Origin of the sequence: Microvirga sp. TS319 (assembly GCF_041276405.1) — a bacterium.
GTDB lineage: Bacteria > Pseudomonadota > Alphaproteobacteria > Rhizobiales > Beijerinckiaceae > Microvirga.
Map to the genome: position 1 here is coordinate 428,445 of NZ_JBGGGT010000002.1, position 23,701 is coordinate 452,145.

At 66.0% G+C, this 23,701-nt stretch carries 26 protein-coding genes; 11 read left to right on the plus strand and 15 right to left on the minus strand.

The window, feature by feature from the left end; all coding sequences use genetic code 11:
* Window positions 1-154 precede the first annotated feature (154 nt).
* On the plus strand, window positions 155-991 hold the full coding sequence (gene aac(3), locus AB8841_RS11435) for an aminoglycoside 3-N-acetyltransferase (RefSeq protein ID WP_370435975.1): 837 nt from the start codon (window positions 155-157) through the stop codon (window positions 989-991).
* A gap of 39 nt (window positions 992-1,030) precedes the next feature.
* On the opposite strand, the gene AB8841_RS11440 is transcribed toward aac(3), so the two are convergent.
* The gene (locus tag AB8841_RS11440; protein WP_370435976.1) at window positions 1,031-1,552 is read right to left on the minus strand and encodes a metallophosphoesterase family protein; all 522 of its coding nucleotides are present in this window, start codon (window positions 1,550-1,552) and stop codon (window positions 1,031-1,033) included.
* 273 nt (window positions 1,553-1,825) lie between these two features.
* On the opposite strand from AB8841_RS11440, the gene AB8841_RS11445 reads away from it, so the two are divergent.
* Window positions 1,826-2,155: a hypothetical protein gene (locus AB8841_RS11445; protein WP_370435977.1), complete on the plus strand. Its 330-nt coding sequence runs from the start codon at window positions 1,826-1,828 to the stop codon at window positions 2,153-2,155.
* Window positions 2,156-2,158: 3 nt separating this feature from the next.
* Here AB8841_RS11445 and AB8841_RS11450 read toward each other — a convergent pair whose 3' ends face one another.
* The 4 genes from AB8841_RS11450 to AB8841_RS11465 form a co-directional block, all read right to left on the minus strand.
* Window positions 2,159-2,602 (minus strand): DUF1178 family protein, encoded by a 444-nt coding sequence (locus AB8841_RS11450; RefSeq protein WP_370435978.1) that lies wholly within the window; start codon window positions 2,600-2,602, stop codon window positions 2,159-2,161.
* Between the two features lie 36 nt (window positions 2,603-2,638).
* A complete protein-coding gene (locus tag AB8841_RS11455) occupies window positions 2,639-3,505 on the minus strand; it encodes a carbon-nitrogen hydrolase family protein (RefSeq protein ID WP_370435979.1) in 867 nt (288 codons plus the stop codon).
* Window positions 3,506-3,518: 13 nt separating this feature from the next.
* A complete protein-coding gene (gene grxC, locus AB8841_RS11460; RefSeq protein ID WP_370435980.1) occupies window positions 3,519-3,776 on the minus strand; it encodes a glutaredoxin 3 in 258 nt (85 codons plus the stop codon).
* Window positions 3,777-3,932: 156 nt separating this feature from the next.
* Window positions 3,933-4,640 (minus strand): ComF family protein, encoded by a 708-nt coding sequence (locus AB8841_RS11465; protein WP_370439249.1) that lies wholly within the window; start codon window positions 4,638-4,640, stop codon window positions 3,933-3,935.
* Window positions 4,641-4,861: 221 nt separating this feature from the next.
* Between AB8841_RS11465 and AB8841_RS11470 the strand changes: the two genes are divergently transcribed.
* The 4 genes from AB8841_RS11470 (at window position 4,862) to AB8841_RS11485 (ending at window position 7,870) form a co-directional block, all read left to right on the plus strand.
* Complete coding sequence (locus tag AB8841_RS11470) at window positions 4,862-5,743, plus strand: methyltransferase domain-containing protein (protein WP_370435981.1); 882 nt, start codon at window positions 4,862-4,864, stop codon at window positions 5,741-5,743.
* A 77-nt stretch (window positions 5,744-5,820) separates the two neighbouring features.
* Window positions 5,821-6,186, plus strand: coding sequence for a DUF427 domain-containing protein (locus tag AB8841_RS11475; RefSeq protein ID WP_370435982.1), 366 nt, complete (start codon window positions 5,821-5,823; stop codon window positions 6,184-6,186).
* A 92-nt stretch (window positions 6,187-6,278) separates the two neighbouring features.
* The gene (locus AB8841_RS11480) at window positions 6,279-7,427 is read left to right on the plus strand and encodes an iron-containing alcohol dehydrogenase (protein ID WP_370435983.1); all 1,149 of its coding nucleotides are present in this window, start codon (window positions 6,279-6,281) and stop codon (window positions 7,425-7,427) included.
* 8 nt (window positions 7,428-7,435) lie between these two features.
* Window positions 7,436-7,870: an acyl-CoA thioesterase gene (locus tag AB8841_RS11485; protein WP_370435984.1), complete on the plus strand. Its 435-nt coding sequence runs from the start codon at window positions 7,436-7,438 to the stop codon at window positions 7,868-7,870.
* Here AB8841_RS11485 and AB8841_RS11490 read toward each other — a convergent pair.
* The 3 genes from AB8841_RS11490 to argJ are packed head-to-tail and all read right to left on the minus strand — an operon-like array spanning window position 7,854 to window position 10,457.
* Entirely contained in the window at window positions 7,854-8,780 is a 927-nt protein-coding gene (locus AB8841_RS11490) for a DMT family transporter (protein WP_370435985.1), read from the minus strand. The two genes, AB8841_RS11485 and AB8841_RS11490, sit on opposite strands and share 17 nt — an antisense overlap.
* A 9-nt stretch (window positions 8,781-8,789) precedes the next feature.
* Window positions 8,790-9,203: an 8-oxo-dGTP diphosphatase MutT gene (mutT, locus tag AB8841_RS11495; protein ID WP_370435986.1), complete on the minus strand. Its 414-nt coding sequence runs from the start codon at window positions 9,201-9,203 to the stop codon at window positions 8,790-8,792.
* 12 nt (window positions 9,204-9,215) lie between these two features.
* Window positions 9,216-10,457: a bifunctional glutamate N-acetyltransferase/amino-acid acetyltransferase ArgJ gene (argJ, locus tag AB8841_RS11500; protein WP_370435987.1), complete on the minus strand. Its 1,242-nt coding sequence runs from the start codon at window positions 10,455-10,457 to the stop codon at window positions 9,216-9,218.
* A 179-nt stretch (window positions 10,458-10,636) separates the two neighbouring features.
* On the opposite strand from argJ, the gene AB8841_RS11505 reads away from it, so the two are divergent.
* The gene (locus AB8841_RS11505; protein ID WP_370435988.1) at window positions 10,637-10,819 is read left to right on the plus strand and encodes a hypothetical protein; all 183 of its coding nucleotides are present in this window, start codon (window positions 10,637-10,639) and stop codon (window positions 10,817-10,819) included.
* Between the two features lie 202 nt (window positions 10,820-11,021).
* Here AB8841_RS11505 and AB8841_RS11510 read toward each other — a convergent pair whose 3' ends face one another.
* Window positions 11,022-11,918, minus strand: a complete 897-nt coding sequence (locus AB8841_RS11510) for a peptidylprolyl isomerase (protein WP_370435989.1) — start codon at window positions 11,916-11,918, stop codon at window positions 11,022-11,024.
* Window positions 11,919-12,170: 252 nt separating this feature from the next.
* Between AB8841_RS11510 and secA the strand changes: the two genes are divergently transcribed.
* Window positions 12,171-14,984: a preprotein translocase subunit SecA gene (gene secA / locus AB8841_RS11515; protein ID WP_370435990.1), complete on the plus strand. Its 2,814-nt coding sequence runs from the start codon at window positions 12,171-12,173 to the stop codon at window positions 14,982-14,984.
* 258 nt (window positions 14,985-15,242) lie between these two features.
* Here secA and AB8841_RS11520 read toward each other — a convergent pair whose 3' ends face one another.
* The 4 genes from AB8841_RS11520 to AB8841_RS11535 all read right to left on the minus strand — a co-directional run bounded on the left by AB8841_RS11520 (window position 15,243) and on the right by AB8841_RS11535 (window position 19,385).
* Window positions 15,243-16,160, minus strand: a complete 918-nt coding sequence (locus tag AB8841_RS11520; protein ID WP_370435991.1) for an oxygenase MpaB family protein — start codon at window positions 16,158-16,160, stop codon at window positions 15,243-15,245.
* A 151-nt stretch (window positions 16,161-16,311) separates the two neighbouring features.
* Window positions 16,312-17,574 carry a L,D-transpeptidase family protein gene (locus AB8841_RS11525; RefSeq protein WP_370435992.1) on the minus strand — a complete coding sequence of 421 codons (1,263 nt, stop codon included), beginning with the start codon at window positions 17,572-17,574 and terminating at the stop codon, window positions 16,312-16,314.
* Between the two features lie 355 nt (window positions 17,575-17,929).
* Window positions 17,930-18,883 carry an acetyl-CoA carboxylase carboxyltransferase subunit alpha gene (locus AB8841_RS11530; protein WP_370435993.1) on the minus strand — a complete coding sequence of 318 codons (954 nt, stop codon included), beginning with the start codon at window positions 18,881-18,883 and terminating at the stop codon, window positions 17,930-17,932.
* An 82-nt stretch (window positions 18,884-18,965) separates the two neighbouring features.
* Entirely contained in the window at window positions 18,966-19,385 is a 420-nt protein-coding gene (locus AB8841_RS11535) for a DUF2306 domain-containing protein (protein WP_370435994.1), read from the minus strand.
* Between the two features lie 72 nt (window positions 19,386-19,457).
* Between AB8841_RS11535 and AB8841_RS11540 the strand changes: the two genes are divergently transcribed.
* The gene (locus tag AB8841_RS11540; RefSeq protein ID WP_370435995.1) at window positions 19,458-20,057 is read left to right on the plus strand and encodes a TetR/AcrR family transcriptional regulator; all 600 of its coding nucleotides are present in this window, start codon (window positions 19,458-19,460) and stop codon (window positions 20,055-20,057) included.
* 184 nt (window positions 20,058-20,241) lie between these two features.
* Here AB8841_RS11540 and AB8841_RS11545 read toward each other — a convergent pair whose 3' ends face one another.
* Window positions 20,242-20,985 (minus strand): methyltransferase domain-containing protein, encoded by a 744-nt coding sequence (locus AB8841_RS11545; RefSeq protein WP_370435996.1) that lies wholly within the window; start codon window positions 20,983-20,985, stop codon window positions 20,242-20,244.
* A 278-nt stretch (window positions 20,986-21,263) separates the two neighbouring features.
* Between AB8841_RS11545 and gloB the strand changes: the two genes are divergently transcribed.
* Both gloB and AB8841_RS11555 read left to right on the plus strand, forming a co-directional pair.
* Entirely contained in the window at window positions 21,264-22,031 is a 768-nt protein-coding gene (gene gloB / locus AB8841_RS11550; RefSeq protein ID WP_370435997.1) for a hydroxyacylglutathione hydrolase, read from the plus strand.
* Window positions 22,032-22,062: 31 nt separating this feature from the next.
* Window positions 22,063-22,821, plus strand: coding sequence for a GNAT family N-acetyltransferase (locus AB8841_RS11555; protein ID WP_370435998.1), 759 nt, complete (start codon window positions 22,063-22,065; stop codon window positions 22,819-22,821).
* Here the strand turns inward: AB8841_RS11555 and AB8841_RS11560 are convergent.
* Window positions 22,799-23,674 (minus strand): DMT family transporter, encoded by an 876-nt coding sequence (locus AB8841_RS11560; protein ID WP_370435999.1) that lies wholly within the window; start codon window positions 23,672-23,674, stop codon window positions 22,799-22,801. The two genes, AB8841_RS11555 and AB8841_RS11560, sit on opposite strands and share 23 nt — an antisense overlap.
* Between the last annotated feature and the right edge of the window lie 27 nt (window positions 23,675-23,701).

Below are 23,701 nucleotides of genomic sequence, written 5' to 3' on the forward strand. Positions count from 1 at the left end.
CCAAACCGGTCATACGATGAAAGGTTCGGTATGGAAGCGCGAAGGTCCCGCCGTCCCATCACAAAACCAGGAGCAACTCTGCTCCTCGCGCCATGAGCTCCTCGGGGCCAAGCCATTGATTGACTCGCGAAAATCCATCCGTGATGGTGCGCGCATGCTCGCTCCTGTTCTCCTCTTTCACACGCGCGCCTCGCTCCGGAAGGATCTGGAACGCTTCGGGATTCGAACGGGAGACACCGTCATGGTGCACGCGGCCATGAGTCGGGTGGGGCGGCTGCTCAACGGGCCGGACGCGCTCATCGGGGCCCTCCTCGATGCGGTCGGGCCCTCCGGCACGATCCTCGCCTATACCGACTGGGACGGGGCTTACGACGAATTGCTGGACGCGGACGGGCGCATACTGCCGGAATGGCGCGATCACATTCCGCCCTTCGATCCTGCGGCCTCCCGGGCCATCCGTGACAATGGCGTGCTCGCGGAGTTCATCCGCACGACACCGGGCGCGCGGCGCAGCGGCAACCCGGGAGCTTCGGTCGCTGCCATCGGCGCCCGCTCCGACTGGCTCACCGTCGCCCATCCCCTCAATTACGGCTACGGGGAGGGAAGCCCCCTCGCCAAGCTCGTGGAGGTCGGCGGCAAGGTTCTGATGGTCGGGGCCCCGCCCAACACGATGACGCTTCTTCATCACGCCGAGCACTTGGCGCGTCTTCCGAACAAGCGCCTGCGCCGCTACGAGGTGCCGTTCGCCACAGCCATGGGAGTGGAATGGCGCCTCCTGGAGGAATTCGATACCTCGCAGCCCGTCGCGCCCGGTCTCGACGACGAGGCTTTCGCCCTGATCGTGCGAGACTTCCTCGCGAGCGGGATGGGTGCGCAGGGCCTGATCGGCGAGGCAAAATCCGTGCTCGTCGATGCGGGGCCTGTCTGCGCATTCGCTGTCGCATGGCTCGAACGCCATGCCGGTGGCGTGGGAGGCCGGACGGGAGAATAGGACACCCTGTGATAGACGGGGATCGACACCGAGCCGGCGTCAGGATGCCAAGGTCGGTTTAGGCCTCCGCCTGGTGCCGAGGATCGTCTCGAGCGTGATGGGCCGGTAGTTCCACACATCCACCCCCACGTCGTATTGCCGCGTCTGGGGCTTCAACTTGCCGTGCGAGTGGCCGTGCAGATCGACCCAGCCGCGGCCCATGTTCTTCCAGGTGCGGAATGCATAATGGCACATCACCACGAAGCGGCCGCCGACGTTCAGCTCCGCATAGGTCTGCACGTCGGCCCACCCCTTGGCGGCGAGCGTTGCCGGGCCGTCGTTGTTGCCGACGATCAGATGCTTGTGCCCATTGAGTCTGGAGAGCAGTTCGTCGATGCGTTCCGGGCGGGCGTGCAGGGCGAAATCGCCGAGGTGCCAGACCTCGTCGTCCGGCGCGACAGTCTCGTTCCAATAGGCGACGAGCGCCTCGTCATGCTCGGGAATCGTCTTGAACGGGCGCTTGTCGATCCGCAGCACCCGCGGGTCGCCGAAATGAGTGTCGCTGGTGAAGAATACCGCCAAGGGACCGCCCCTGCCACGCTTCAGGAGGAAATGGAGCGGCGAGCGCGAAGGTCGAGAGCCGTAAAGCTCCGTTCCGGGCAGCGATGGCGCGCGCCGCATCGGAATTGATAGGACAATAAGGCAATAAGCCTATTTACCTAGCGTAAGATTGTGTTATCGCCACGGGGGCATCCAGGGAAGCCGAGACAATAAAAGTCACAAACAGCTAGTCTCGCCGGAACTCGGGTGCGGCCGGCAGGACCATCCTGCTGCATTCAAAACCCTGGGGCTCTCTTGAAAATCATCGCAACGCTTGCGGCAGCCGGCTTCATCGCCGCGCTCGCCTCGACTGCCGCTTCCGCCGCCGACCGGAAGGTCGACATCATCAACGAGACCGGCCTGACGATGTCGGAATTCTATGCCTCGACCACCGGCACGGAGGACTGGGAGGAGGACATCCTCGGCGCGGACATCATGGAGCCCGGCGACACCTTCGAGATCGACATCGACGACGGCAGCGGCGCTTGCCAATTCGACTTCAAGGCGGTGTTCACCAACGGCTCCTCGCACGTCCGGCGCAACGTGAACGTGTGCAAGATCTCCAGCTTCACCTACACGCGCTGACCATCAGTTCCGGTCATCCGGCACATGAGGGATCGGCAGCACGTCGATCCCTTCCTCCAGCAGCGCGCGCGCTTCCTCGAGATCGGCCTCGCCGTAGATCGAGCGCTCTTCCGCTTCGCCGTAATGCATCTTGCGGGCTTCCTCGACGAAATCCTTGCCCACGTCCTCCGAGTTCCTGATCACGTGCTCGCGAAGGGCGCGCAGCGCTGCCCGGATCTCGCGCTCCCTGTCCGAGAGAACCGCCATGGGCTGCGCCTCCGGTTTGGCGTCGGGAGCCTTGTCGGTTCGGGCCACGGACGGCGCCATGATCTGCTTGTCCACCTTCGGCGAGTCGCAGAAAGGGCAGGTGACGAAGCCGCGTTCGCGCTGCGTCTCGAACGCCTCGCTTGAGGGAAACCAGCTCTCGAATTCGTGGGCCTGTTCGCAGGCCAGGGCGTATTTGATCATGTCCTTGAGGATTACAGTACGCGCAATGTTGAACGATCAGGCGGAAGCCGCCCGGCCGAGAGGCTGAGGGTCCAGCGCGATCGCCACCTTGAAGCTGCGCGCGTTCTTCAGGGTGGGAATGCGCCCGCGCACCTCCGTGACGAGGGCAGGATCGATCTCCGCCAGGATCACGCCGGGCTCCGTGCCCGCTTCCGCGAGCACGCGCCCCCAGGGATCGACGATGATCGAATGGCCGAAGGTCTCGCGGCCGCTCTCGTGAAGGCCGCCTTGGGCGGCGGAGATCATGAAGGACCCGGTCTCGATGGCGCGCGCCCGGTGCAGCACCTCCCAATGCGCCTCGCCCGTCTGTCGGGTGAAGGCGGCCGGGGCGGAAAGAAACGACGCCCCGTTCTCGGCAAGTGCCCTGTAGAGGGCGGGAAAGCGCAGGTCGTAGCAGATCGTCATGCCGAGAAGGCCCCAGGGCGTCTCGGCCAGCACCGCCGTGTCGCCGCCCGTATAGGTGGCGGATTCGCGCCAGCTCTCGCCGTTCGGGAGGTCGACGTCATAGAGATGGATCTTGTCGTAGGAAGCGACGATCTCTCCCTTGGCGTCGATGAGGAAGGAGCGGTTGGCGACCTTGTCGCCGTCCTTCACGGCGAGCGAGCCGATCTGGACCAGAACGCCCCTCTCACGCGCCACCTCGCGAAGGGACGCCAGCACCGGATCCTGATCCTGCGGACCGATCTTCTCGAACAGATCCGCCCGGTCGCGGCTGATGAGCGATGTCATCTCCGGCGTCTGGGCGAAATGCGCGCCCTTGTCGGCGGCCTCGCGCACGAGGGCCACGGCGGCATCGCGGTTCTTCAGAACGTCGCGGCCGGAGCGCATCTGGATGCAGGCGGCGGTGAAGCGGGGGGCGGCCATCGGTCCGTTCCCGTCAGGCCTGCAGAAGAGGCTGGAGCTGCCCCCGGTTATCGAGAGCATAGAGGTCGTCGCAGCCGCCCACATGGGTCTCGCCGATGAAGATCTGCGGCACGGTGGTGCGTCCGCCGGCCTTCTGGATCATCTCAGCGCGCAACCCGGGGGTCTTTTCGATGTCGATCTCGGTGAAGGCCGCGCCCTTCTCGGTCAGAAGCTCCTTCGCGGCCGAGCAATAGGGGCACCAGCCTTTGGTGTAGATTGTGATGGACGGCATCCATGTCTCCGTGCGTTGGACCTAGAGCATCGGACCCAAAAGTGGATTCCACTTTTGGGTCCGATGCTCCCACTATAGAAGAGCGCATCGTTTGAGCGGAAAACCGGGGCCACTTTTCCGCACGATGCGCTAGATATAGGAACAATCAGGGCCGGTTCACAACTCCCGTACGACCCTCGCGAAGGTCAGAACGTCCACCGTGGCCGCGCCGCCTCGCAGAAGTGCCCGCGCGGCGGCATTCGCGGTCGATCCGGTGGTGAGCACGTCGTCGACGAGGAGCGCCCGTCTGCCCTTCAGGCGGGCTTTCGCCTCGGGCGGCACGCGGAAGGCGCCCTGAAGGTTCTCCTGCCTCTGCGCCTTGGTCAGGCCTACCTGCCGCCGGGTACGATTGACGCGGGCGAGAAGCGAGGGATCGCACGGCACGCCGCTTTCGGCCGAGACGGTCTTCGCCAGCGCCATGGCCTGATTGAACCGCCTCCGCCAGAGCCGCCAGCGATGGAGCGGCACGGGGACGATCACATCCGTCTCGCGGAGAAGGTCCGCACCGGCCCGGACCATCATGCCGCCCAGGGCGCGGGCCAATTCCAGGCGGTCGTTGTATTTGAGCCGATGCACGAGCAGGCTCGCGGTCCCGTCATATTCCGCCACCGCCCGGGCGCGCCCGAACACCGGAGGATCGGCCAAGGCGGCCGGCGAAATCAGCGGCTGCCCGAGATCGACCTGGAACGGCGTGCCGAGCCGTTCGCAGAATGGGCGCTCGATGAAGCGGATCCCCGACCAGCAGGCGGCGCACAGGCCATGAGGATCACCGGTTGCCGCCTGGCAGGCGATGCAGCCGGGCGGATAGACGAGATCGATCATCATGCGCCCGGCCGTCCGCGCCAGGCGGAGCACCTGGGAGGCGTATCGCAGCCTTCGCGTCTCGACAGAAGCCCTCATGGGCCGAGCTTAACGGATCGAGAGTGAGTGATCGATACATAGTTTCAATGTCGTTTGCCAGGGGACACGGTTGCATCCCTCGAAAATGATGCATCTTCCGAAAATTGCTTGGCTCCTGCGGCACGAGGGGCCATATCGAGCGCCTTATGACAACACCTCTCGTCTTCGATCGCACTCTTGTCCGCCTGCGCCTGGCGCGCGCCTTGAAGGCGGGCTATGCCGATTTCCTCCTGGCGCGGATGGTCGAGGATCTGCAGGAACGGCTCTCGACCGTGCTGCGCTCCTTCTCCCGGGCCATCGATGTGGGGACGCCGACGCCGGCTGCCGCCGAGGCCCTGTCGCAGGCGGGGCTCGCCGAGAGGGTCGTTCGCCTGTCGCCGACCCCTGAGCCCGGAAGCGTGTTCGGCGACGAGGAGCGACTGCCGTTCTCCGGCGAGCGCTTCGACCTGGCGGTGTCGCTTCTTGCCCTCCACAGCGTCAACGATCTCCCGGGTGCGCTCATTCAGATCCGCCGCGCGCTCAAGCCCGATGGTCTCTTCATCGGAGCCATGCTCGGCGGCGCCACCCTGACCGAATTGCGACAGGCCCTGACCCAGGCCGAAGCCGAGATGGAAGGCGGCGTGAGCCCGCGCGTCGCGCCCTTCGCGGACCTGCGCGACATAGGGGGCCTGCTCCAGCGGGCGGGATTCGCCCTGCCGGTTACCGATACGGACGTCGTCCGGGTGCGCTACGGCCATGCCTTTGCGCTCATGCGGGATCTGCGCGCCATGGGGCTCACGAATGCCCTGAACGACCGCCGCCGCACGCCGCTGAAGCGGGCCACCCTGATGCGCGCGGCGGAAATCTATGCCGAGCGTTTCGCCGATCCGGACGGGCGGATCCCGGCGACGTTCGAGATCATCTGGCTCTCCGGCTGGGTGCCGCACGAGAGCCAGCAGAAGCCGCTCCGTCCCGGCTCCGCCAAGATGCGGCTCGCGGAGGCTCTGGGCGTGAAAGAAGGAGGGTCCGCGCCGCAACGGAAGGAATGATCTTTCGTAGCGAGGCCCTTTGGCCGTGACCGGACTGCTCTATCTTTGTTCCTGAGAGTCCCTCGGGAGTCCTGCCCATGAAAGAGCCCGGTCCGGATCATCCAATCACGATCACCCGAAACCCGCACCGCATTCGGGTCATGCTCGGCGGCTTCATCATCGCCGAGACGACGCAGGCGCTGACCCTCCAGGAGGCGACCCTTCCGTCGGTCTTCTACATCCCGAGGCAGGACGTGCGCATGGATCTGCTCGATGCCACCGAACACACGTCCCACTGCCCCTACAAGGGCGACGCCTCGTATTTCACGGTGTCCGGCGGCGGCCTCGTGCGCGAGAACGCGGCCTGGAGCTACGAGGATCCCGCGCCCTCCGTCGCCGCCATCAAGGAGCATGTGGCCTTCTATCCCGAGAAGGTCGACGCGATCGAGGAATTCCGGGACTGACAAAAACAGGACAGCCCCCGACCAGCGGTCCAATGCGAGGCTTGCCGTCGCCGCCGCGCCGGGCCACTCTCTTCGTGAAAACGGATGATCCCATGCCGCCCTTCACGTTCAACACCGCTCCTTCCCTGATTTTCGGCTCCGGCTCCATCGCGCGCATCGGCGAGATCGCGGCGCAGCGGCTGGGGCCCCGGATCGCTCTCGTGACCGATGCCGGGCTGGTGAAGGCGGGGCTGCTCGGGAAGGCCCTCCAGTCCCTCGAAGAGGCAGGGGTCGCGGTCGATGTGTTCGACGGGGTGGTGGCCGATCCGCCCGAGGCCGTCGTGCGCGCGGCCGTCGAGAAGGCGAGAGCCTTCGAGGCGCGGGCGGTGATCGGCTTCGGCGGAGGCTCCTCCATCGACGTGGCCAAGCTCGTGGCCCTGCTCGCCACAGGCGACGAGCACCTGTCCGACATCTACGGCGTCGGGGTCGCGAAAGGCCCCAGGCTACCGCTTCTCGCGGTTCCCACCACGGCGGGCACCGGATCGGAGGTGACGCCGATCTCCATCGTCACCACCGGCGCGCACGAGAAGAAGGGCGTGGTGTCCCCCCTCATCATTCCCGACATCGCGCTCCTCGATCCGGATCTGACCCTGAACCTGCCGTCGGCCGTGACGGCGGCGACGGGCATCGACGCGATGGTCCATGCCATCGAGGCCTATACCTCCACGAGCGCCAACAACAATCCCGTCTCGAAGGTGCTCGCGAAAGAGGCGCTGAGGCTCCTCGGGCGCAACATCGAGCGGGCCGTCCACCACGGCCAGGACGGGGAGGCGCGGGCGGCGATGCTCCTCGGATCCATGCTGGCGGGCCAGGCTTTCGCCAATTCGCCCGTGGCCGCCGTGCATGCGCTCGCCTATCCGGTCGGCGGTCATTTCGGCGTGCCGCACGGCCTTTCCAACGCGCTCGTCCTGCCGCACGTGCTGAGCTTCAACGCGGGCGCCTGCGCGGGAGCCTATGAAGAACTCGCGCCGCTCGCCTTTCCGGATCTCGAGGAGCGTGGAAGCGCCGATGTCTTCGTCGAGGCGGTGGCCGGACTTTGCGCGAGGGTCGGCCTCCCGCCGCGCCTGCGCGACGTCGGCATCCCGCAGGGGGCTCTGCCGATGCTGGCGGAGGATGCGATGAAGCAGACTCGCCTGCTCGTGAACAATCCGCGCCCGCTCTCCCTCGGCGACGCGCGCGCCATCTACGAAGCCGCCTGGTGAGCAGCACCATGTCCGAACGTCCCGTGCGGCTGACCCGCTCCGCCTTCAGGCTGTTTCGCCCCATCGCCACGCGCTGGATGGACAATGACGTCTACGGGCACGTGAACAACGTGCATTACTATTCCTATTTCGACAGCGCAGTGAATGCCTGGCTCGTCGAGGAGGAACTGCTCGATATCGGGACGAGCCCGGTGATCGGGCTCGTGGTGGAATCGGGCTGCACCTATTTCGAGAGCGTCGCCTTTCCCGAACGGCTGGAGGCCGGCATCGCCGTCGCCCATCTCGGCCGCTCGTCGGTGCGCTACCTGATCGGCATCTTCAAGGAGGGAGCCGAGATCGCGGCGGCGCAGGGCCATTTCGTCCATGTGCACGTGGAGCGGGCGACGCAGCGCCCCGCCGACATTCCCGCGAGGACGCGCGAGGCGCTTACGCGGCTCGCCTGAGCCGGCCCGTGAAGGACACGAGGGCGACGCCCGACAGCACCACCGCGCCGCCGAACAATTCGCGCAGGCCCACGCTCTCGTTCAGGAACAGGACCGCGAGCAGGATGGTCCAGACCGGCCCGAGGTAGCTCACCATGGAGGCCCGCGTCGGCCCCGTGCGCCGGATCAGGTACATGAAGAGCAGGATCGGCAAGGCGGTCGACATGACGCCGAGCGCCAGGAGAGGCGCAAGATGCGACGGCACGGGCGCGAAGGCCACGGGGCCGGCGATCAGCAGCGCGAGGAGCGTCGCCGCCGTGCCGGAGCCGATCTGCTGGCCGAGCGCCATGCGCGCCGGGTCCACGTTTCGGACGGTGCGCACATAGACATTCGCCGCCCCATAGCTGCAGGCGACCAGCACCATGGCGGCTATTCCGAGGGGGCTGATCCCGCTGTCGGGCAGGGCCGCCGGGCCGATGAGGATGCCCATGCCGACAAAGCCCACGAGAACGCCGAGGAGCCGCTGCGGGCTCAGCCGCTCCTCCGCGAACAGCAGGTGGGACACGATCGTGACGATCAGCGGGGAGGAGGCCTGGATCATCGCGGCGGGCGCGGTGTCGATCTGCGTCAGCGCATAGGCCACGAGGACGTTCGGAAGCCAGCCGTTGAAGGTGCCGAGAAAGGCCCAGACCCGCAGCTCATGGCGCTGCGGCAGGATGGTCTTGCCCTGGGCCAGGAACCATGCGGCCAGGGATGCCGCTCCGATCAGCCCGCGCATGGCGGCCAGCACGAACGGGTTCAGGTTTCCGCTCAGCTTCACGAACAGGAGCGCGCTGCCCCACAGGAAGGAGCAGACGAGCAGATTGGAGAGAATGAAGGCCGGAGACGGGGCTGGGGGCGATGAAGCCGCCTCGGCGGTTTGGGACGACATGGATGGGCCTTACGATCTGAGAAGATCGAGAAGGAAGGGGATCAGCGGCTCATCTGCGGGCGGCATCGGATAGCTGCGCAGCTCCTGCGGCTTGACCCACTTCAGAGCCTGACCCTCCATGGATTGCACGAAGCCCTCCCAGCGGCGGCAGATGTAGAGCGGCATCAGGAGGTGGAAGTTCTCGTAGGCGTGGCTCGCGAAGGTGAGCGGCGCGAGACACGGCTCCTTCACGGTGATGCCGAGCTCCTCCTGAAGCTCGCGGATCAGGGTCTCCTCCGGCCGCTCGCCGGGCTCCACCTTGCCGCCCGGAAACTCCCACAATCCAGCAAGCTGCTTTCCCTCGGGCCGCTGGGCCAGAAGGATGCGGTTGTCCGTGTCGATCAGCGCGACCGCGACAACGAGGGTGAGTTTGAGCGGCTGCATGGCTCCTGGGCCTCAGCTCCGGTAATCGCCGTTGATTTCCACATAGGCCTTGGTGAGATCGCAGGTCCAGGCCGTGGCCTCGCCGCGTCCGAGGCCGAGATCGACCCGGATCGTGATCTCGTCGCCTTTCATGTAGGCCGAGGTTTTGGCCTCGCTGTAGTCCGGATCGCGCGCGCCCTTCACGGCCACGCGGATGTCGCCGAACCAGATGGCGAGCTTGTCGCGCTCGGCCGGCTCGCCTGCCTTGCCCACGGCCATGACCACGCGGCCCCAGTTGGCGTCCTCGCCGGCCACTGCCGTCTTCACGAGCGGGGAATTGGCGATCGCCATGGCGATGCGCTTGGCCGAGGTCGCGCCCGTCGCACCCGTCACCTTCACGGTCACGAACTTGCGCGCGCCCTCGCCGTCGCGGGCGACCTGCTGGGCGAGGTCGCTGAGCAGGCCCTCGAGCGCCGCGCGGAATTCCTTCAGGCGCCGGTCGCTCGGCAGCGAGATCGCGGGCGCTCCGCGCTTGGCCGCAGCGCCGGTCGCGAAGAAGAGCAGGGTGTCGGAGGTCGAGGTGTCGCTGTCCACCGTCACGCAGTTGAAGCTCTTGTCGGCGCCCTTCTTGAGCAGGGCCTGGAGGACGGGAGCGGCGATCGGCGCGTCTGTGAAGATGAAGGAGAGCATGGTTGCCATGTCGGGCGCGATCATGCCCGCGCCCTTGGCGATGCCGTTGATCGTCACCTCGACGCCGCCGATGGTGGCCGTGCGGGTCGCGACCTTCGGGAAGGTGTCCGTGGTCATGATGGCCTTCGCGGCGTCGAGCCAGGCCGAGGGCTTCGCCTTCTTCTCGCAGGCCTCCAGCACGCCCTGGAACTTCGACGCGTCGAGCGGCTCGCCGATCACGCCCGTGGAGGCGATGAACACCTGGGAGGCACGGCAGCCCGCGGCCTCGGCGGCGATCTCGGCCGTGAGCTTCACCGCCTCGGAGCCCTTCTTGCCGGTGAATGCATTGGCATTGCCGGAATTCACCACGAGCGCGCGGGCCGTGCCCTTGGCCAGGTTCTTGCGGCACCAGTCGACGGGAGCCGAGGGGCATTTGGAGCGCGTGAACACGCCCGCCACGGTCGTTTCCTTGGGCAGGGTCACGTAGAGCACGTCCGTCCGGTTCTTGTATCGGATCCCTGCCTCCGCCGTGGCCAGCCGGACTCCGTCGATGGCGGGCAGGCTGGGGAACGTCTTGGGCGCGAGCGGGGACATTGTCTTGGACATGCGGGCTCTCAGAAGGTGAGCGGATGGAACACTGTTAGGAACCGCGACCTGTGGTTTTTTAAGGCTTTTTGTCAAGTCAAAGCTGCACGGGGAGCGGCCGTGGCGGCAAGGAACGCGGGTGCTGTGCCCTCGTTGACCCGGTCTGCAACCGATGGAGGCTTACACCGATGGAGGCTTACATGGCCGGCAAGCACCCCAAGACGAAGTCCGAGGAGAGGCCGCGCAGCGACCTTGACGTGGACCCTGGAATCGGACGGTCCAAGGGCACCACCATGGCCGGTGAGGATCCGCACAATCTGGACGGCGGCTCGACCTTCAAGGGCGGCATCGACCCGGACCGCATGGGCCGGACGAACAAGTGACGGCCGCAATTGCTGCAACGAGATGGAGGTTTCGCTGACGGCCTCACTCCTTTATCCCCGGACCTGGTCCGGGAAGCCACGGCTTTGACGGCTGCGGTTGTGAAGACGGGGATGGCCGGGACAAGCCCGGCCATGACGAAATGGAGCCTGAAACAAAAAAGGCGGCCCGAGGGCCGCCCTTTGGATGTCTGAGCCGGCGTTCCTACTGCTTCTTCTGCTCGACCAGGTTGCCCTTGTCGTCCAGCCGTTCGATCTTGGCGTCCTTGCGCAGGCCCGTGATGAGGTCCTGCTGCGCCTTCCGGCCGAGATAGGACTCGACCTGATCCTTGGTTTCATCGAAGCTCGGCACCGGCTTGGTGCGCTTCTCCTCCACCTTGATCACGTGCCAGCCGAACTGGCTCTTCACGGGCTCGGAGATCTGACCCGGCTCGAGCTTGAAGGCGGCTTCGGCGAAGGGCTCGACCATGCGGTCCTTGGTGAAGAAGCCGAGATCGCCGCCGTCGGTCTTGGAGCCGGGATCCTTGGAGACCTCGCCCGCGACCTTGGCGAAATCCTCGCCACCCTTCACGCGGTCATAAGCCTTCTTGGCCTCTTCCTCGCTATCGACGAGAATGTGGCGGGCACGCACCTCCTGCTCGGCGGGCAGGCCCTTGATGGTCTCGTCGTAGAGCTTGCGGGCGGCTTCGGGGTTTACGGCCTTCTTGGCAGTCTGATCGAGATACGCGTCCAGGAGGGTTTTGTCCCGGTTATAGGCGAGCTTACGGGCGAAATCCGCACCGCTGCCGACCTTGGCGGCTTCGGCGGCCTTGGCGCCGAGCTTCAGGTCGATCAGGTAGCCTATCAGAAGCTCACGCTTCTGCTCGTCGGGCACGTTCGGCATCTGCAGGGCGGGATCCTCGGCCGCGACCGCGAGATCCCCTTCGGTAATCTCCATGCCGTTCACCCGGGCGACCACCTTGGAGGGGTCCACGGCTGGCACGGCGGCCGGCGAGGTTGCCGGGGACGAGGCCGGGGGCGTCTGGGCGAAGGCGGCCCCGGCCATCAGGGGCAGGGCGACTCCAAAGGCGAGAAGGCTTTTACGTACCGGGAGTGAAGACATGTCGGATCCTCTGGTGGGCTGACTGAGCCCATGGACAGCAAGTTCAGATGGCTCAACCTGTTTACGTTTGCAAGCGATGGCATAATTATGCCACAGCATGCCGCAGAGCGCGGCCTTTTTCCGGGCCCGTTCGCGGAGTCTTAGGCTGCGCCGTTCCGGCGCGGTCTTTAAGATGCGCATCCGCATAATTAGGTCTATAAGGCGGCCCCAATGCCCCTTATCTCCTGGAATCTGGAATTCTGAAGGCTCTCGATGTTCGGTTCATTCGCGAAGAAAATCTTTGGCTCGGTCAACGATCGCCGACTGAAGTCCTACCGGCCCAAGGTCGCGGCCATCAACGCGATGGAGGCCGAGCTGGAGGCTCTCTCCGATAGCGAGCTGCGTGCCCGCACAGAGGAATTCAAGGCTCAGCTCAGCCAGGGCAAAACCCTGGACGACATCCTGGTCCCCGCCTTCGCCACGGTCCGCGAGGCGGCCAAGCGGACGCTCGGCCAGCGCCACTTCGACGTTCAGCTGATCGGCGGCATGGTGCTCCACGAGGGCTCGATTGCCGAAATGCGCACGGGTGAGGGCAAGACCCTGGTCGCCACCCTGCCGGTCTACCTGAACGCCCTTGCGGGCAAGGGCGTCCATGTGGTCACGGTGAACGACTACCTCGCCCGCCGCGACGCCGAATGGATGGGCCAGATCTACCGCTTCCTGGGGCTGACCGTCGGCATCATCGTCCACGGCCTCGACGATGCCGAGCGTGCCCAGGCCTATGCGGCCGACATCACCTACGGCACCAACAACGAATACGGCTTCGACTATCTTCGCGACAACATGAAGTACGAGATGTCGCAGATGGTCCAGCGCGGGCATAATTTCGCGATCGTGGACGAGGTGGACTCGATCCTCATCGACGAGGCCCGCACGCCGCTCATCATCTCCGGCCCCCTCGACGACCGCTCGGAACTCTACAACGCCGTCGACAAGGTCATCCCGCGCCTGAACAAGAGCGACTACGAGCTCGACGAGAAGCAGCGCTCCGTGGCCCTGACCGAGGACGGTACCGAGAAGATCGAGGAGCTGCTGCGCGCCGAGGGCCTGCTCAAGGAGGGCGACCTCTACGATGCTCAGAACGCCACCCTCGTCCACCACATGAACCAGGCGCTTCGCGCCCACACCCTCTTCCAGCGCGACAAGGACTACATCGTCCGCAACGGCGAGGTGGTGATCATCGACGAGTTCACCGGCCGCATGATGCCGGGCCGCCGCTATTCGGAAGGCCTGCACCAGGCGCTCGAGGCCAAGGAGCACGTGCAGGTCCAACCCGAGAACCAGACGCTCGCCTCCATCACCTTCCAGAACTATTTCCGCCTCTACGAAAAGCTCGGCGGCATGACCGGAACGGCCGCGACCGAGGCCGACGAGTTCCTGGAGATCTACAACCTCGAAGTGGTCGAGATCCCCACCAACCGTCCCGTCTCGCGCATCGACGACGACGACGAGGTCTACCGCACGGCGGAGGAGCGCTATCACGCGGTCATCCGCGACATCGAGGCTGCGTCCGCGCACGGCCAGCCGATCCTGGTCGGCACCACCTCGATCGAGAAGTCGGAGTATCTCGCGGACTTCCTCGTCAAGGAAGGCTACAAGCTCATCGACTTCGAGGACCCGCAGGCGCTGGAGCCCCTCTACAGGGATGCGCGCGCCGGCCGCGGCACGAAGCATTTCGCCGTGCTGAACGCCCGTTTCCACGAGCAGGAGGCCTTCATCGTCGCTCAGGCCGGCGTGCCGGGCGCGATCACCATTGCGACCAACATGGCCGGCCGCGGCACCGACATCCAGCTCGGCGGTAACGCCAAGATGCGTATCGAACGCGAGCTCGTCGGGGTCGAGGGCGAGGAGCGCGCGCGCCGCGAGAAGGAAATCCTCGACGAGGTCGCAGCCTTCAAGGAGAAGGCCCTGGCCGCCGGTGGCCTCTACGTGCTCGGCACCGAGCGCCACGAGTCCCGGCGCATCGACAACCAGCTGCGCGGCCGCTCGGGCCGTCAGGGCGATCCGGGCCGCTCCAAGTTCTACCTGTCGCTCCAGGACGACCTGATGCGCATCTTCGGCTCCGACCGCATGGACGGCATGCTGCAGAAGCTCGGCCTCAAAGAGGGCGAGGCCATCATCCATCCGTGGATCAACAAGGCCATCGAGCGGGCTCAGGCGAAGGTCGAGGCGCGCAACTTCGACATCCGCAAGAACATCCTGAAATACGACAACGTCATGAACGACCAGCGCAAGGTCGTGTTCGAGCAGCGCAAGGAGTTCATGGCGGAAGAGAGCGTGCGCGAGACCATCGACGACATGCGCCACGGCGTGATCGAGGACACCGTGTCCCGCGCCATCCCCGAGAACGCCTACGCGGAGCAGTGGGACATCCAGGGCCTCAAGCAGAACGTGGCCAACTTCCTCAACCTCGACCTTCCCGTCGAGGACTGGGCAAAGGAGGAGGGCATCGCGGACGACGAGATCCGCGAGCGCATCACCAAGGCAGCCGACGAAGCCTATGCGCAGCGCGTGGAGGCGAACTCGGCCGAGGTCATGAACTACGTGGAGAAGCAGGTTCTGCTGCAGAGCCTCGACCACCTCTGGCGCGAGCACCTCGTCACCCTCGACCACCTGCGCCAGGTCATCGGCTGGCGCGGCCTCGCCCAGCGCGACCCGCTCAACGAGTACAAGTCGGAGGCCTTCGAGCTGTTCAACAACCTCGTCGCGCATCTGCGCGAGCAGGTAACCGGCCAGCTCATGCGCATCCAGGTGGTGTTCCAGCAGCCCGAGGCGCAGCCTCTGCCGGCCATGTTCCCGCAGCATCTCGATCCCGCCACCGGTGAGAACGAATTCGAGATGCCGCAGGGCGCGGCCTTCGGCGAAGGCGGAGCCCAGGGCTTTGCCGCGACCTCCATCAACCCGGCCACGGGCGCGCAGCGCGACCCGAACGACTCCTCCACCTGGGGCCGGGTGAGCCGCAACGAGCCCTGCCCCTGCGGATCCGGCAAGAAGTTCAAGCATTGTCACGGCCAGTTCGTGGCTTAAAGCCGAACCATCGAGAAAGCCCGCCGAACCGGCGGGCTTTCTGCTTTCTCGGTGCGCCTCCGCCGCCATTCCCGCGCGGGTAGGGATGCACATCCGCGCTATACCTGGAGCCTCGAATTGATCCCAAAGGTGGAATCCACTTTTGGCTCCGATGCCCAACGCCATAGGCTTGCCGCATCGGATGTGGGTTCGATTGCATGCCCGATGCTGGAGATGCGGTTGGGCCCGACCAGGACGCGACGGGCGGTCGCGCTGCCGTCACCGGCGGTAGAGATAGTCGTCGGGAAGGCCGAGGCGGCGGCAGGACTGGACGGCGGGCGAGGACGGCAGGACGAGCCGGTCGGCCGTCCGAGCCATGGTGTGGATGAAGGCACGCTCGAATGCATTGAGGCTCCAGCGCTCCTCGAGACCGAGCCGTTCGCGCACCCAGGGAGGCAGGATCTCGACGGCGGCCTTGAGCAGCACCCTTTGCAGGGGACGCGCCGGGGCGGGGAGGATCGGGGCCCGCCTCATGATCTCCAGAAATTCGAACACGATGGGCGAGGGAACGATCCTCGTTCTCATCGCTTCGAACAGGCCGTCGAGCTCCTCCGGCGAGGAAGGAGCTCCTACGGCCCCATAAAGCCGCGCGATCGGTGCGGATTCCACGAACAGCGAACGCCGTTCGCTCGTGGTCAGGCGCGTCGCATAGGCCTGATAGGCCTGGGTGAAGCCGAAGCCGGCCGTGGCCTGAACCCAGGAGAGCAGGGTTGGATCATTCGCATGATACGGCTCGCCCTCGCGGGTGCGTCCGACGACGCGGTCATGGCGCCTGACCACGCCCGCGATCATCGCCTCCGCCTTGCTGCGGGGTCCATAGACGGTGATCATCGCGGCAAGGCCGGTCCGCCGGAGCCGGGTGAGGGGATCCGTCCGAAAGCGGCTGTGCTGCCACACGCCGTCGCGGACGCGCGGCTCGCCGAATTCGAGCAGGACCGCCGTCACTCCGCCGATGAAGACGCTGACCGGGTTCTTGAAGACGCGCCAGGAAACGGATTGCGCCGGGACCAGGGCGGGCTCAAAGGGCGGAGACGAGAAGTCGAAGGTCCGGACAGGCTGCAGGAGCGACCGCGCGAAGCTGTCGATCTGACGCTGCAACAGCTTCGGGACGGCGATGAGACTCGGATCGTCGGACACGGCAGGCCTCCGATCTTCAATTCGCTCGCAAACGGGAAGTTGCCGAGCGCATCTTTTCACGTCCGATGCTCGAGCCATGGGAAGCCCGCCGGAGCATCCATGGAAAAGCCCGCCGAAGGGGCGGGCTTTTACACGAGGTCGTTCGGGCCGGTCAGTTCCTGACCTGGGCCAGCTTCAGGCCGGATTCCACGTCCGCGCGCTTCTGCGGCTTTGCCGGAATCCTGGCGGCCGGGGCGATCGCGGCCGGCGCGGCCTGAACCGATTCCGCGGCGGGCTGAGAGGGGGCGCTGAAGAGGTCGGCGACGTTGCCGAACATCTTCTTGTAGAAGGGCGTCTCCTCAGAGGACGGAGCCGGAGCGGAGGCCGCCGGCTGGGCCGCCGCCACGACCTTGGGCTTCGGGGTTTCGGCGGGCACTTCCTTCATGGACGCGAAGGCCAGGGCCGGAGCCGGGGCCTCGATCTTCTCGCGGCCGCTGTCGTCGAGGGCGATCTGCTGCGGTCCGGACGCGATGCCTTCGGTCCGGCTCACGAAGCCGAGCTTGGTGTCGGTGACGCCGGACGCGTTGGCCAGTGCCGTGCGGAAGGATTCGTGGGTGTCGCCGTCGTGATAAACGAGCTTGATCGGCTTCACGCCCTTGGAGACGAGCTCGGCCACCTCCTGCTCGTCATGGCGCTGCTTCTGCGCCACGGCGGAGGCCACCTCGGAGCCGGCATAGAACTGATAGCGCCGGTTGGCGACCGACACCTGCACCTCTTCCTTCGTGATGTCGAAGGTGTCGGAGCCTTCCTTCAGGTTCTTCCAGAAGGCGATGTTCGTATCGAGGCGGTGCTTGGCCAAGTTATCGGGCGTCATCCGGAACGGGTAGGACTGGAACTGGAAGGCGCGCTGGCCGCTCGCGAAGGCCTCGCGGGCAATCGCGTAGATTTCCGCGATGTTCTGGTCCGTCATGGCGAAGCAGCCGCGCGAGGAGCACGAGCCGTGAACCATGATGTCTCCGCCGTTGCGGCCGAAGGACCGGTCATAGGCGTTCGGATAGCCGGTGTCGAACGACAGGTAATAGGCGGAGTTCGGGTTCATCTGCGCCGGAGTGACCGCGTAGAAGCCTTCCGGCACCTGGCGGTCGCCCTCGCGGGTCTTGGGCCCGAGCTGGCCGGACCAGCGGCAGATGGGATAGGTCTTGAGCAGCGCGTACTTCCCGTTGGAGCCGCGCTTCCAGACTTCCAGCTCCGATTCCTTCTTGTAGGCCCGGACCAGGATGGGATCGTTCTTGGACATGCCCTTGGTGGACATGAGCGCCATGGTGGCCGGCGGAATCGGTGAAAGATGGCGCGTGGAGCCTCCGGCGAAATTCTCGTCCTGGCAGGCGGCGAGCGCGAGCGCCAGGCTCGCGGCCAATGCGATACGCTTCAACATGGGGGACCCCGCAATTCTGATCTGTCGGCTCTATGCCTGACAGTTCCCCTTAATCCTTAAATCGTTAGCCTTAACTGCTCATTACTGCAAGCGTGGCCGTGATAAAGTCATAGTTAAGGGGAGGTAAACGCGCCCCCTTCAGGGTATTCCGGAGGGCCACCTCTTCGGAGGGAGAGGTGGCCTGAAAGGGACGCAAGGGCCGCGACCGGAGGCGGCCCTGGCAGGTCGCGGCGATCCGTTTAGCGCATCGTGCGAAAATGTGGCCCCGGTTCTTCTCCAGAACGATGCGCTCTTTCCACGAAGGGAGCATCGGATCGATCCAAAAAGTGCAAATCCACTTCCCGCGTCCGATGCTCTAGAGCTTGCGGCCGATATTGAGGAACTTCTCGGCCCGGTGATCCCGGATCTCCGCCGGACCCATGTTGCCGAGATCGTGGAGGGCTTCCTCGATGGCCGCGCCGGCGGTCTGGATGGCGGCTTCCGGGTCGCGATGGGCGCCGCCCACCGGCTCGGTGACGATGGCGTCGATGATGCCGAGGCGCAGGAGATCCTGGGCCGTGATCTTCATGTTGGTGGCGGCGTCCTGGGCACGGGCCGAGTCGCGCCAGAGGATCGAGGCCGCGCCTTCCGGCGAAATCACGCTGTAGATGGCGTGCTCCATCATCAGCACCTTGTTGGCGGTGGCGATCGCGATGGCGCCGCCCGATCCACCCTCGCCGATGATGATGGACACGTTCGGCACGCCCAAGCCCAGCTGAGTCTCGGTCGAGCGGGCGATGGCCTCGGCTTGGCCGCGCTCCTCGGCCTCGATGCCCGGGTAGGCACCGGCGGTATCCACGAAGGACAGGACGGGCAGGCCGAAGCGGTCGGCCATTTCCATCAGGCGCACGGCCTTGCGGTAGCCTTCGGGGCGGGCCATGCCGAAATTGTGCCGGATGCGGGTTTCCGTATTATGACCCTTCTCCTGGCCGAGCACGCAGACGGGCTGGCCCCGGAAGCGGCCGAAACCGGCCATGATGGCCTCGTCCTCGGCGAATTTGCGGTCGCCGGAAAGCGGCGTGAACTCTGTGATCAGGCCGGCGCAGTAATCGACGAAGTGGGGCCGCTGCGGATGGCGCGCGACCAGGGTCTTCTGCCAGGGCGTGAGCTTGGAATAGAGATCCTTCAGGGCATCCGCCGCTTTGGCTTCCAGACGGGACACGTCCTCCGTGATGGAGACGGCGTCCCGGTTCTCCCCGAGGGCACGGAGCTCTTCGACCTTCGCCTCAAGCTCGGCGACTGGCTTTTCGAAATCGAGATAACTGCGCATCAGACTCTATGAAAAATGAACGCCGGCGATGCTGAAGAGCCTCGCCGGTGGGGGCGGACACTGGCGATTTAGGGCCTTCAAGTCAAGTTCCGAGCCCGATCGAGCTTCCAAACACCACTTGGTGCATGAGTCGTCCGGGGATCAGCGTGAATGCTCCCGTGAGGACAAGGCCGATGAAGAAGAGGAGCATCATCGCCCTGCGGTGGCCCGCGATCCGGCCGCGTCTGGCGTGGATCACGGCGAGCGGCAGGGTCATCAGGGTCAGGGCGGAGAGGGCATGGATCGGGCCGAGGGGCCCGATCCATGGGCGGCTCGAGACGATCCCGAGGGAGCTGAGCGCCACCACTCCCATGAGCACGACCCAGACCCAGCCGGCCCGCCGGTGGCCCCGCATGCCCTTGCGGCTCGCCATCTGGTAGGCGCCGAGCCCGAAGGCCCCCAGGGCGGCCGCTGCGTGAAGCTGGACGACAGGCGAAGCGGACAGAAGGGGTGCGAAGGACATGGTGCGGCCTTGGCTTTCACGGCAGGATCGATCATTTATGTTGGCAGTGACAACATAAGGGTAATGTTGATCGTGTCAACATCGGAATCCGATAGACCGGAAAGGCGTGGCGGCCGATCCGGCAAACGAGGGCGCTCCGCTTTCGGATATCACCATGGCGATCTCCGGCGGGCGCTGATCGCGGCGGGGCGCGAGCTCGTCGCGCGGGACGGGCCCGCCGCCCTGAGCCTGCGCGAGGCGGCCCGGCTCGCAGGGGTCTCGCACAACGCTCCCTATCGCCACTTCGAGAACCGGGAGGCATTGCTCGCCGCGATGGCGGCGGCGGGCTTCGCCGATCTCAGGGATGCCCTCCTTCGGGCGGCAGCGGAAGCGCCGCCCGAGCGACGGCTGGAGGAACTCGGCAAGGCCTATCTGAGCTTTGCCCTGAACCACCGGGCCGACTTCCTGCTGATGTTCGGCTCGGTTCTTCCCATCGGGCAGCATCCCGAGCTGAAGGAGACGGCCGCATCCGCCTTCGATGCTCTCCGGCAGACCGTCGCGGATCCATTGCGTCCAGCCCCCGGGCAGGAGCAGCGTGCCATCCGGGCCTGGGCCCTGGCTCACGGGCTCGCGCATCTCGTCGCCGATGGGCAGCTGACCCTGGAGGCAGCCATCGAAGCTCTTGAAGCCTAGCGTATCGTGCGGACCCGGCGGGCCGCGCGAGCGCATCGTGCGGAAATGTGGCCCCGGTTTCCCGCGCCGAACGATGCGCCATTGAAGGATTGGAGCATCGTGCGAGAAAGTGGGCTCGGCTTTTTGTATGAACGATGCGCTCCTCGAGGTGGGAGCATCGGACGTGCGGCAGGACGATCGAGGATCAGCGCTCCGTGGACATCCGAGTTGCGGTTGCCGGAACGAAGGCCGGGGCCGCGCGGCGGGAGCGGCGCACCGCCATGACTGTGCCGGGGCGGTAGAGCTGCTTGGTGGCTTCCACGATGTGAAGCCCCGCGAAGGGCAGGGAGAAGCCCGAGCCGATGCGCTCCCACGCCTGGGCGGTGCCGAGCACGAGGCGATTGGTCAGGGGCGGCACGTAGAGGGTCTCGGCCCAGCCCTCGGGCGAGAACCAGGTCTGCCGCATGAGGCTCTTGAGCTGGGAGCGGCTGTAGGGCTGCCCGTAGCCGAAAGGGGTGGTGTCCATCCGGGCCCATAGGCCGCGACGGTTGGGGGCCACCATGATGATGCGCCCGCCCGGGGTCAGGATGCGCCAGATCTCGTGGAGGAGCTCGCTCGGGCTCTCCACGGTTTCGAGGGCGTGCACCAGGAGCACCCGATCGATGGAGGCCTCGGGGAGCGGCATCATCAGCGGGTCCACGAGGGCGGAGGCCGAAACGCCCGTGCCGGGCCAGTTCACCACGCCCTGGCTCGCGGGCATGAAGACGATCGTCCGCTCGCTGTCGGCCCTAGCGGGCGAAAGATAGGGCGGCGCGTAGCCCAGGCCGAGCACCCGCAGGCCCGTCAGCGGCCCCCAGAAGCGGCCGATGGCTCGGCCGACATAGCGGCGCGTCACGGCTCCGAGGGGGCTCGCGTAGAAGCTGCGCAGGTCTGTGATGTCGATGCTCATGGCCTCATCGAGACATGTTTCGTTTCATGCGGACAACGCATGACGGCGGACCCGGTTTTTCGCTGCCGCGGACCCTCCGCCCCCGCCGGACGACGTGGTGCGCCAGGAATCGAGCGCCGGATGAATCCGGAAGGTGGATTCCCCTTTTGGGATCAATTCGATGTTCCCTTCTGAGATGAGCGCATTGTCCTTGCGAAAAATCGGGGCCACTTTTTCGCACGATGCGCTAGTTTAAGTCTTCCATGACAGCTTCCAGCACATCAAGACAAGGTTCGGCGATGTCGGCCCAGATTCACGCCTTTCTCTGCCTCCAGGACAATATCGGTGTTCTGATCAACGATCCCGACACGGGCTCCTGCGCGGCGATCGATGCCCCGGAGGAGGGGCCGATCCTGGCGGCCCTGGCCGAGACGGGGTGGACGCTCACGGATATCCTCGTCACCCATCGCCACAGCGACCACGTCCAGGCCGTCGAGGCCTTGAAGAGCCGCACCGGCTGCCGGGTCGTGGCCCCCGCCAAGGCTCGCGAGGCGGTGCCCTCCGCCGACCTGTGGGTGCGCGAGGGCGACGGGGTGCTGGTGGGGACCCTTCAGGCGCGGGTCCTCGAGACGCCGGGCCATTGCGCGGACCATGTCTCCTATTGGTTCGACGAGGACGGTGTGCTGTTTGCAGGCGATACGCTCTTCACCCTCGGCTGCGGGCGCATGTTCGAGGGCACCTATGCTGATTTCTGGCATACGCTGCAGCGCCTCGCGGGCCTGCCCGATGAGACGCGGGTCTATTGCGGCCACGATTACACGCTCGCCAATGCGCGTTTCGCCCTGGCGGCCGATCCGGACAATGCGGCCCTGAAGGCGCGGGCGGCCCAGGCCGAGCGGGCCGCGGCCGAGGGCCGTTTTCTGGTGCCGTCGACGATCGGCGACGAAAGGGCCACCAATCCCTTCCTGCGGGCGGGGGAGCCGGCGCTTGCGAAAACCGTTCATAAGGAAGGCGCCGCGCCCGTGGAGGTCTTTCAATCGTTAAGGGAATGGAAGAACAGGTTCTGATGCGCAGCGCATGCGAGGAGCGGCAGGTTTCATGAACGATCACAGCCTCATCATCGGATTGGAAAGCCGGCTCCTGAATGCGTGGCCGTCCTTCGAGTATCAGGCCTATGACGGCTGGATCCTGCGTCTGGCCAACGGCTATTCGAAGCGCGCCAATTCCGCGACGCCGTTCCTGCCGAACGCATCGCTCGACGAGGAGCTGATCGATCACATGATCGCGCGCTTCGTCGAGGCGAACGTGCGCCCCACCTTCCGGCTCAACGGGCTGGAGGCTGCGGAAGTGAACGAGCGTCTGAGGATGCGCGGCTTCAAGGAGATCGAGCCCACCCATGTCCTCGTGGCGGAGATCCGGCAGGGGGATTGCGAGGCCGATCCGGAGGTCGAGCTCCAGTCTCAGGTCTCGAAGAGCTGGGTGCGCGAGACGGCGGAATCCTATGGCGGCGACAAGGCCGACGGCGCGACCCTGATGCAGATCGTCTCCCGGATCCGGCAGACGACCGCCTTCGCCACGCTGAGCCTCGACGAGAAGCCGGTGGCCTGGGGTCTCGGCGTCGTGGAGCGGGGCTATGTCGGCCTCTACGACATCGTCGTCGCACCGGACCTGCGGGGGATCGGCCTCGGCCGCCGGGTCGTCACGAGCCTCATGGCCTGGGGCTGCAAGGAAGGCGCGCACAGCGCCTATCTCCAGGTGCGCGAGGAGAACGAAGTCGCGCGCTCCCTCTACGGAACGCTTGGTTTCGCGACGGCCTATCGCTACACCCACCGGGTCATGCCGGGACGGTCCGTTTAGGCGTCAGCGTCGCCACCAGCGCGCCCGCGACGATGAGGCCGCAGGCCAGCGCGAGCGTGAGCGTCGGCTCCGCATAGCCCGCGAAAACGAGCACGAGCGTCGAGAGGACGGGCGTCGCATAGGAGGCGACGCCGAGCAGCCGGATGTCGCCGCGCTTCATCCCGACGTCCCACACATAGAAAGCCGCGCCCACGGGGCCCAAGCCCAGCGCCAGGACGGCGAGCCACTGGGTCGCCGTCTGCGGCCAGACGGTGGTCTCGAACGCAAAATGGCAGATCCAGCTCAAGAGCGACGTCAGCAGGCAGAAGCCCGCCACCGCGTCCGTGGGAACCTGGCCGAAGCGGCGCGAGAGCACGGAATAGCCGCCCCAGACGAAGGCCGCCACGAAGGAGCAGAGATAGCCGGGGAGGAACTCCGTCCGCGCATCGAAGGCGCCGCGCCCGGCGATGAGCACGATCACGCCGGCAAAGCCGAGCAGCGCGCCCGCGACATGCGCGCGCCGCAGATGCTCGCCCGGCAGAAGCGACGAGAACAGGACGATGAGCAGCGGCCAGAGATAGTTGATCAGGCCCGCTTCCGCGGGCGGCGCCAGGCGCAGAGCCGCGAAATAGAGCGCATGATACCCGAACAGGCCGCCGATCCCGAGCGCCCAGACGACGGGCTTCTGCCGGAGCGCCTTGATCCCCTGCGGACGGATGACCCAGCTCACCATGCCGACGAGTCCGCCGATGAGGAACGTCATGGCGTTGAGCTGGAACGGCGGGATCGTGCCCGTGGCCGCCGTGAACAGGGCCAGCAGGGACCAGAGCAGAACGGCGATGAGGCCGATGGTGGTGGCGGTGCGTGTCGTCATGGTGCACGCCTCGTAGAGCATCGGGCC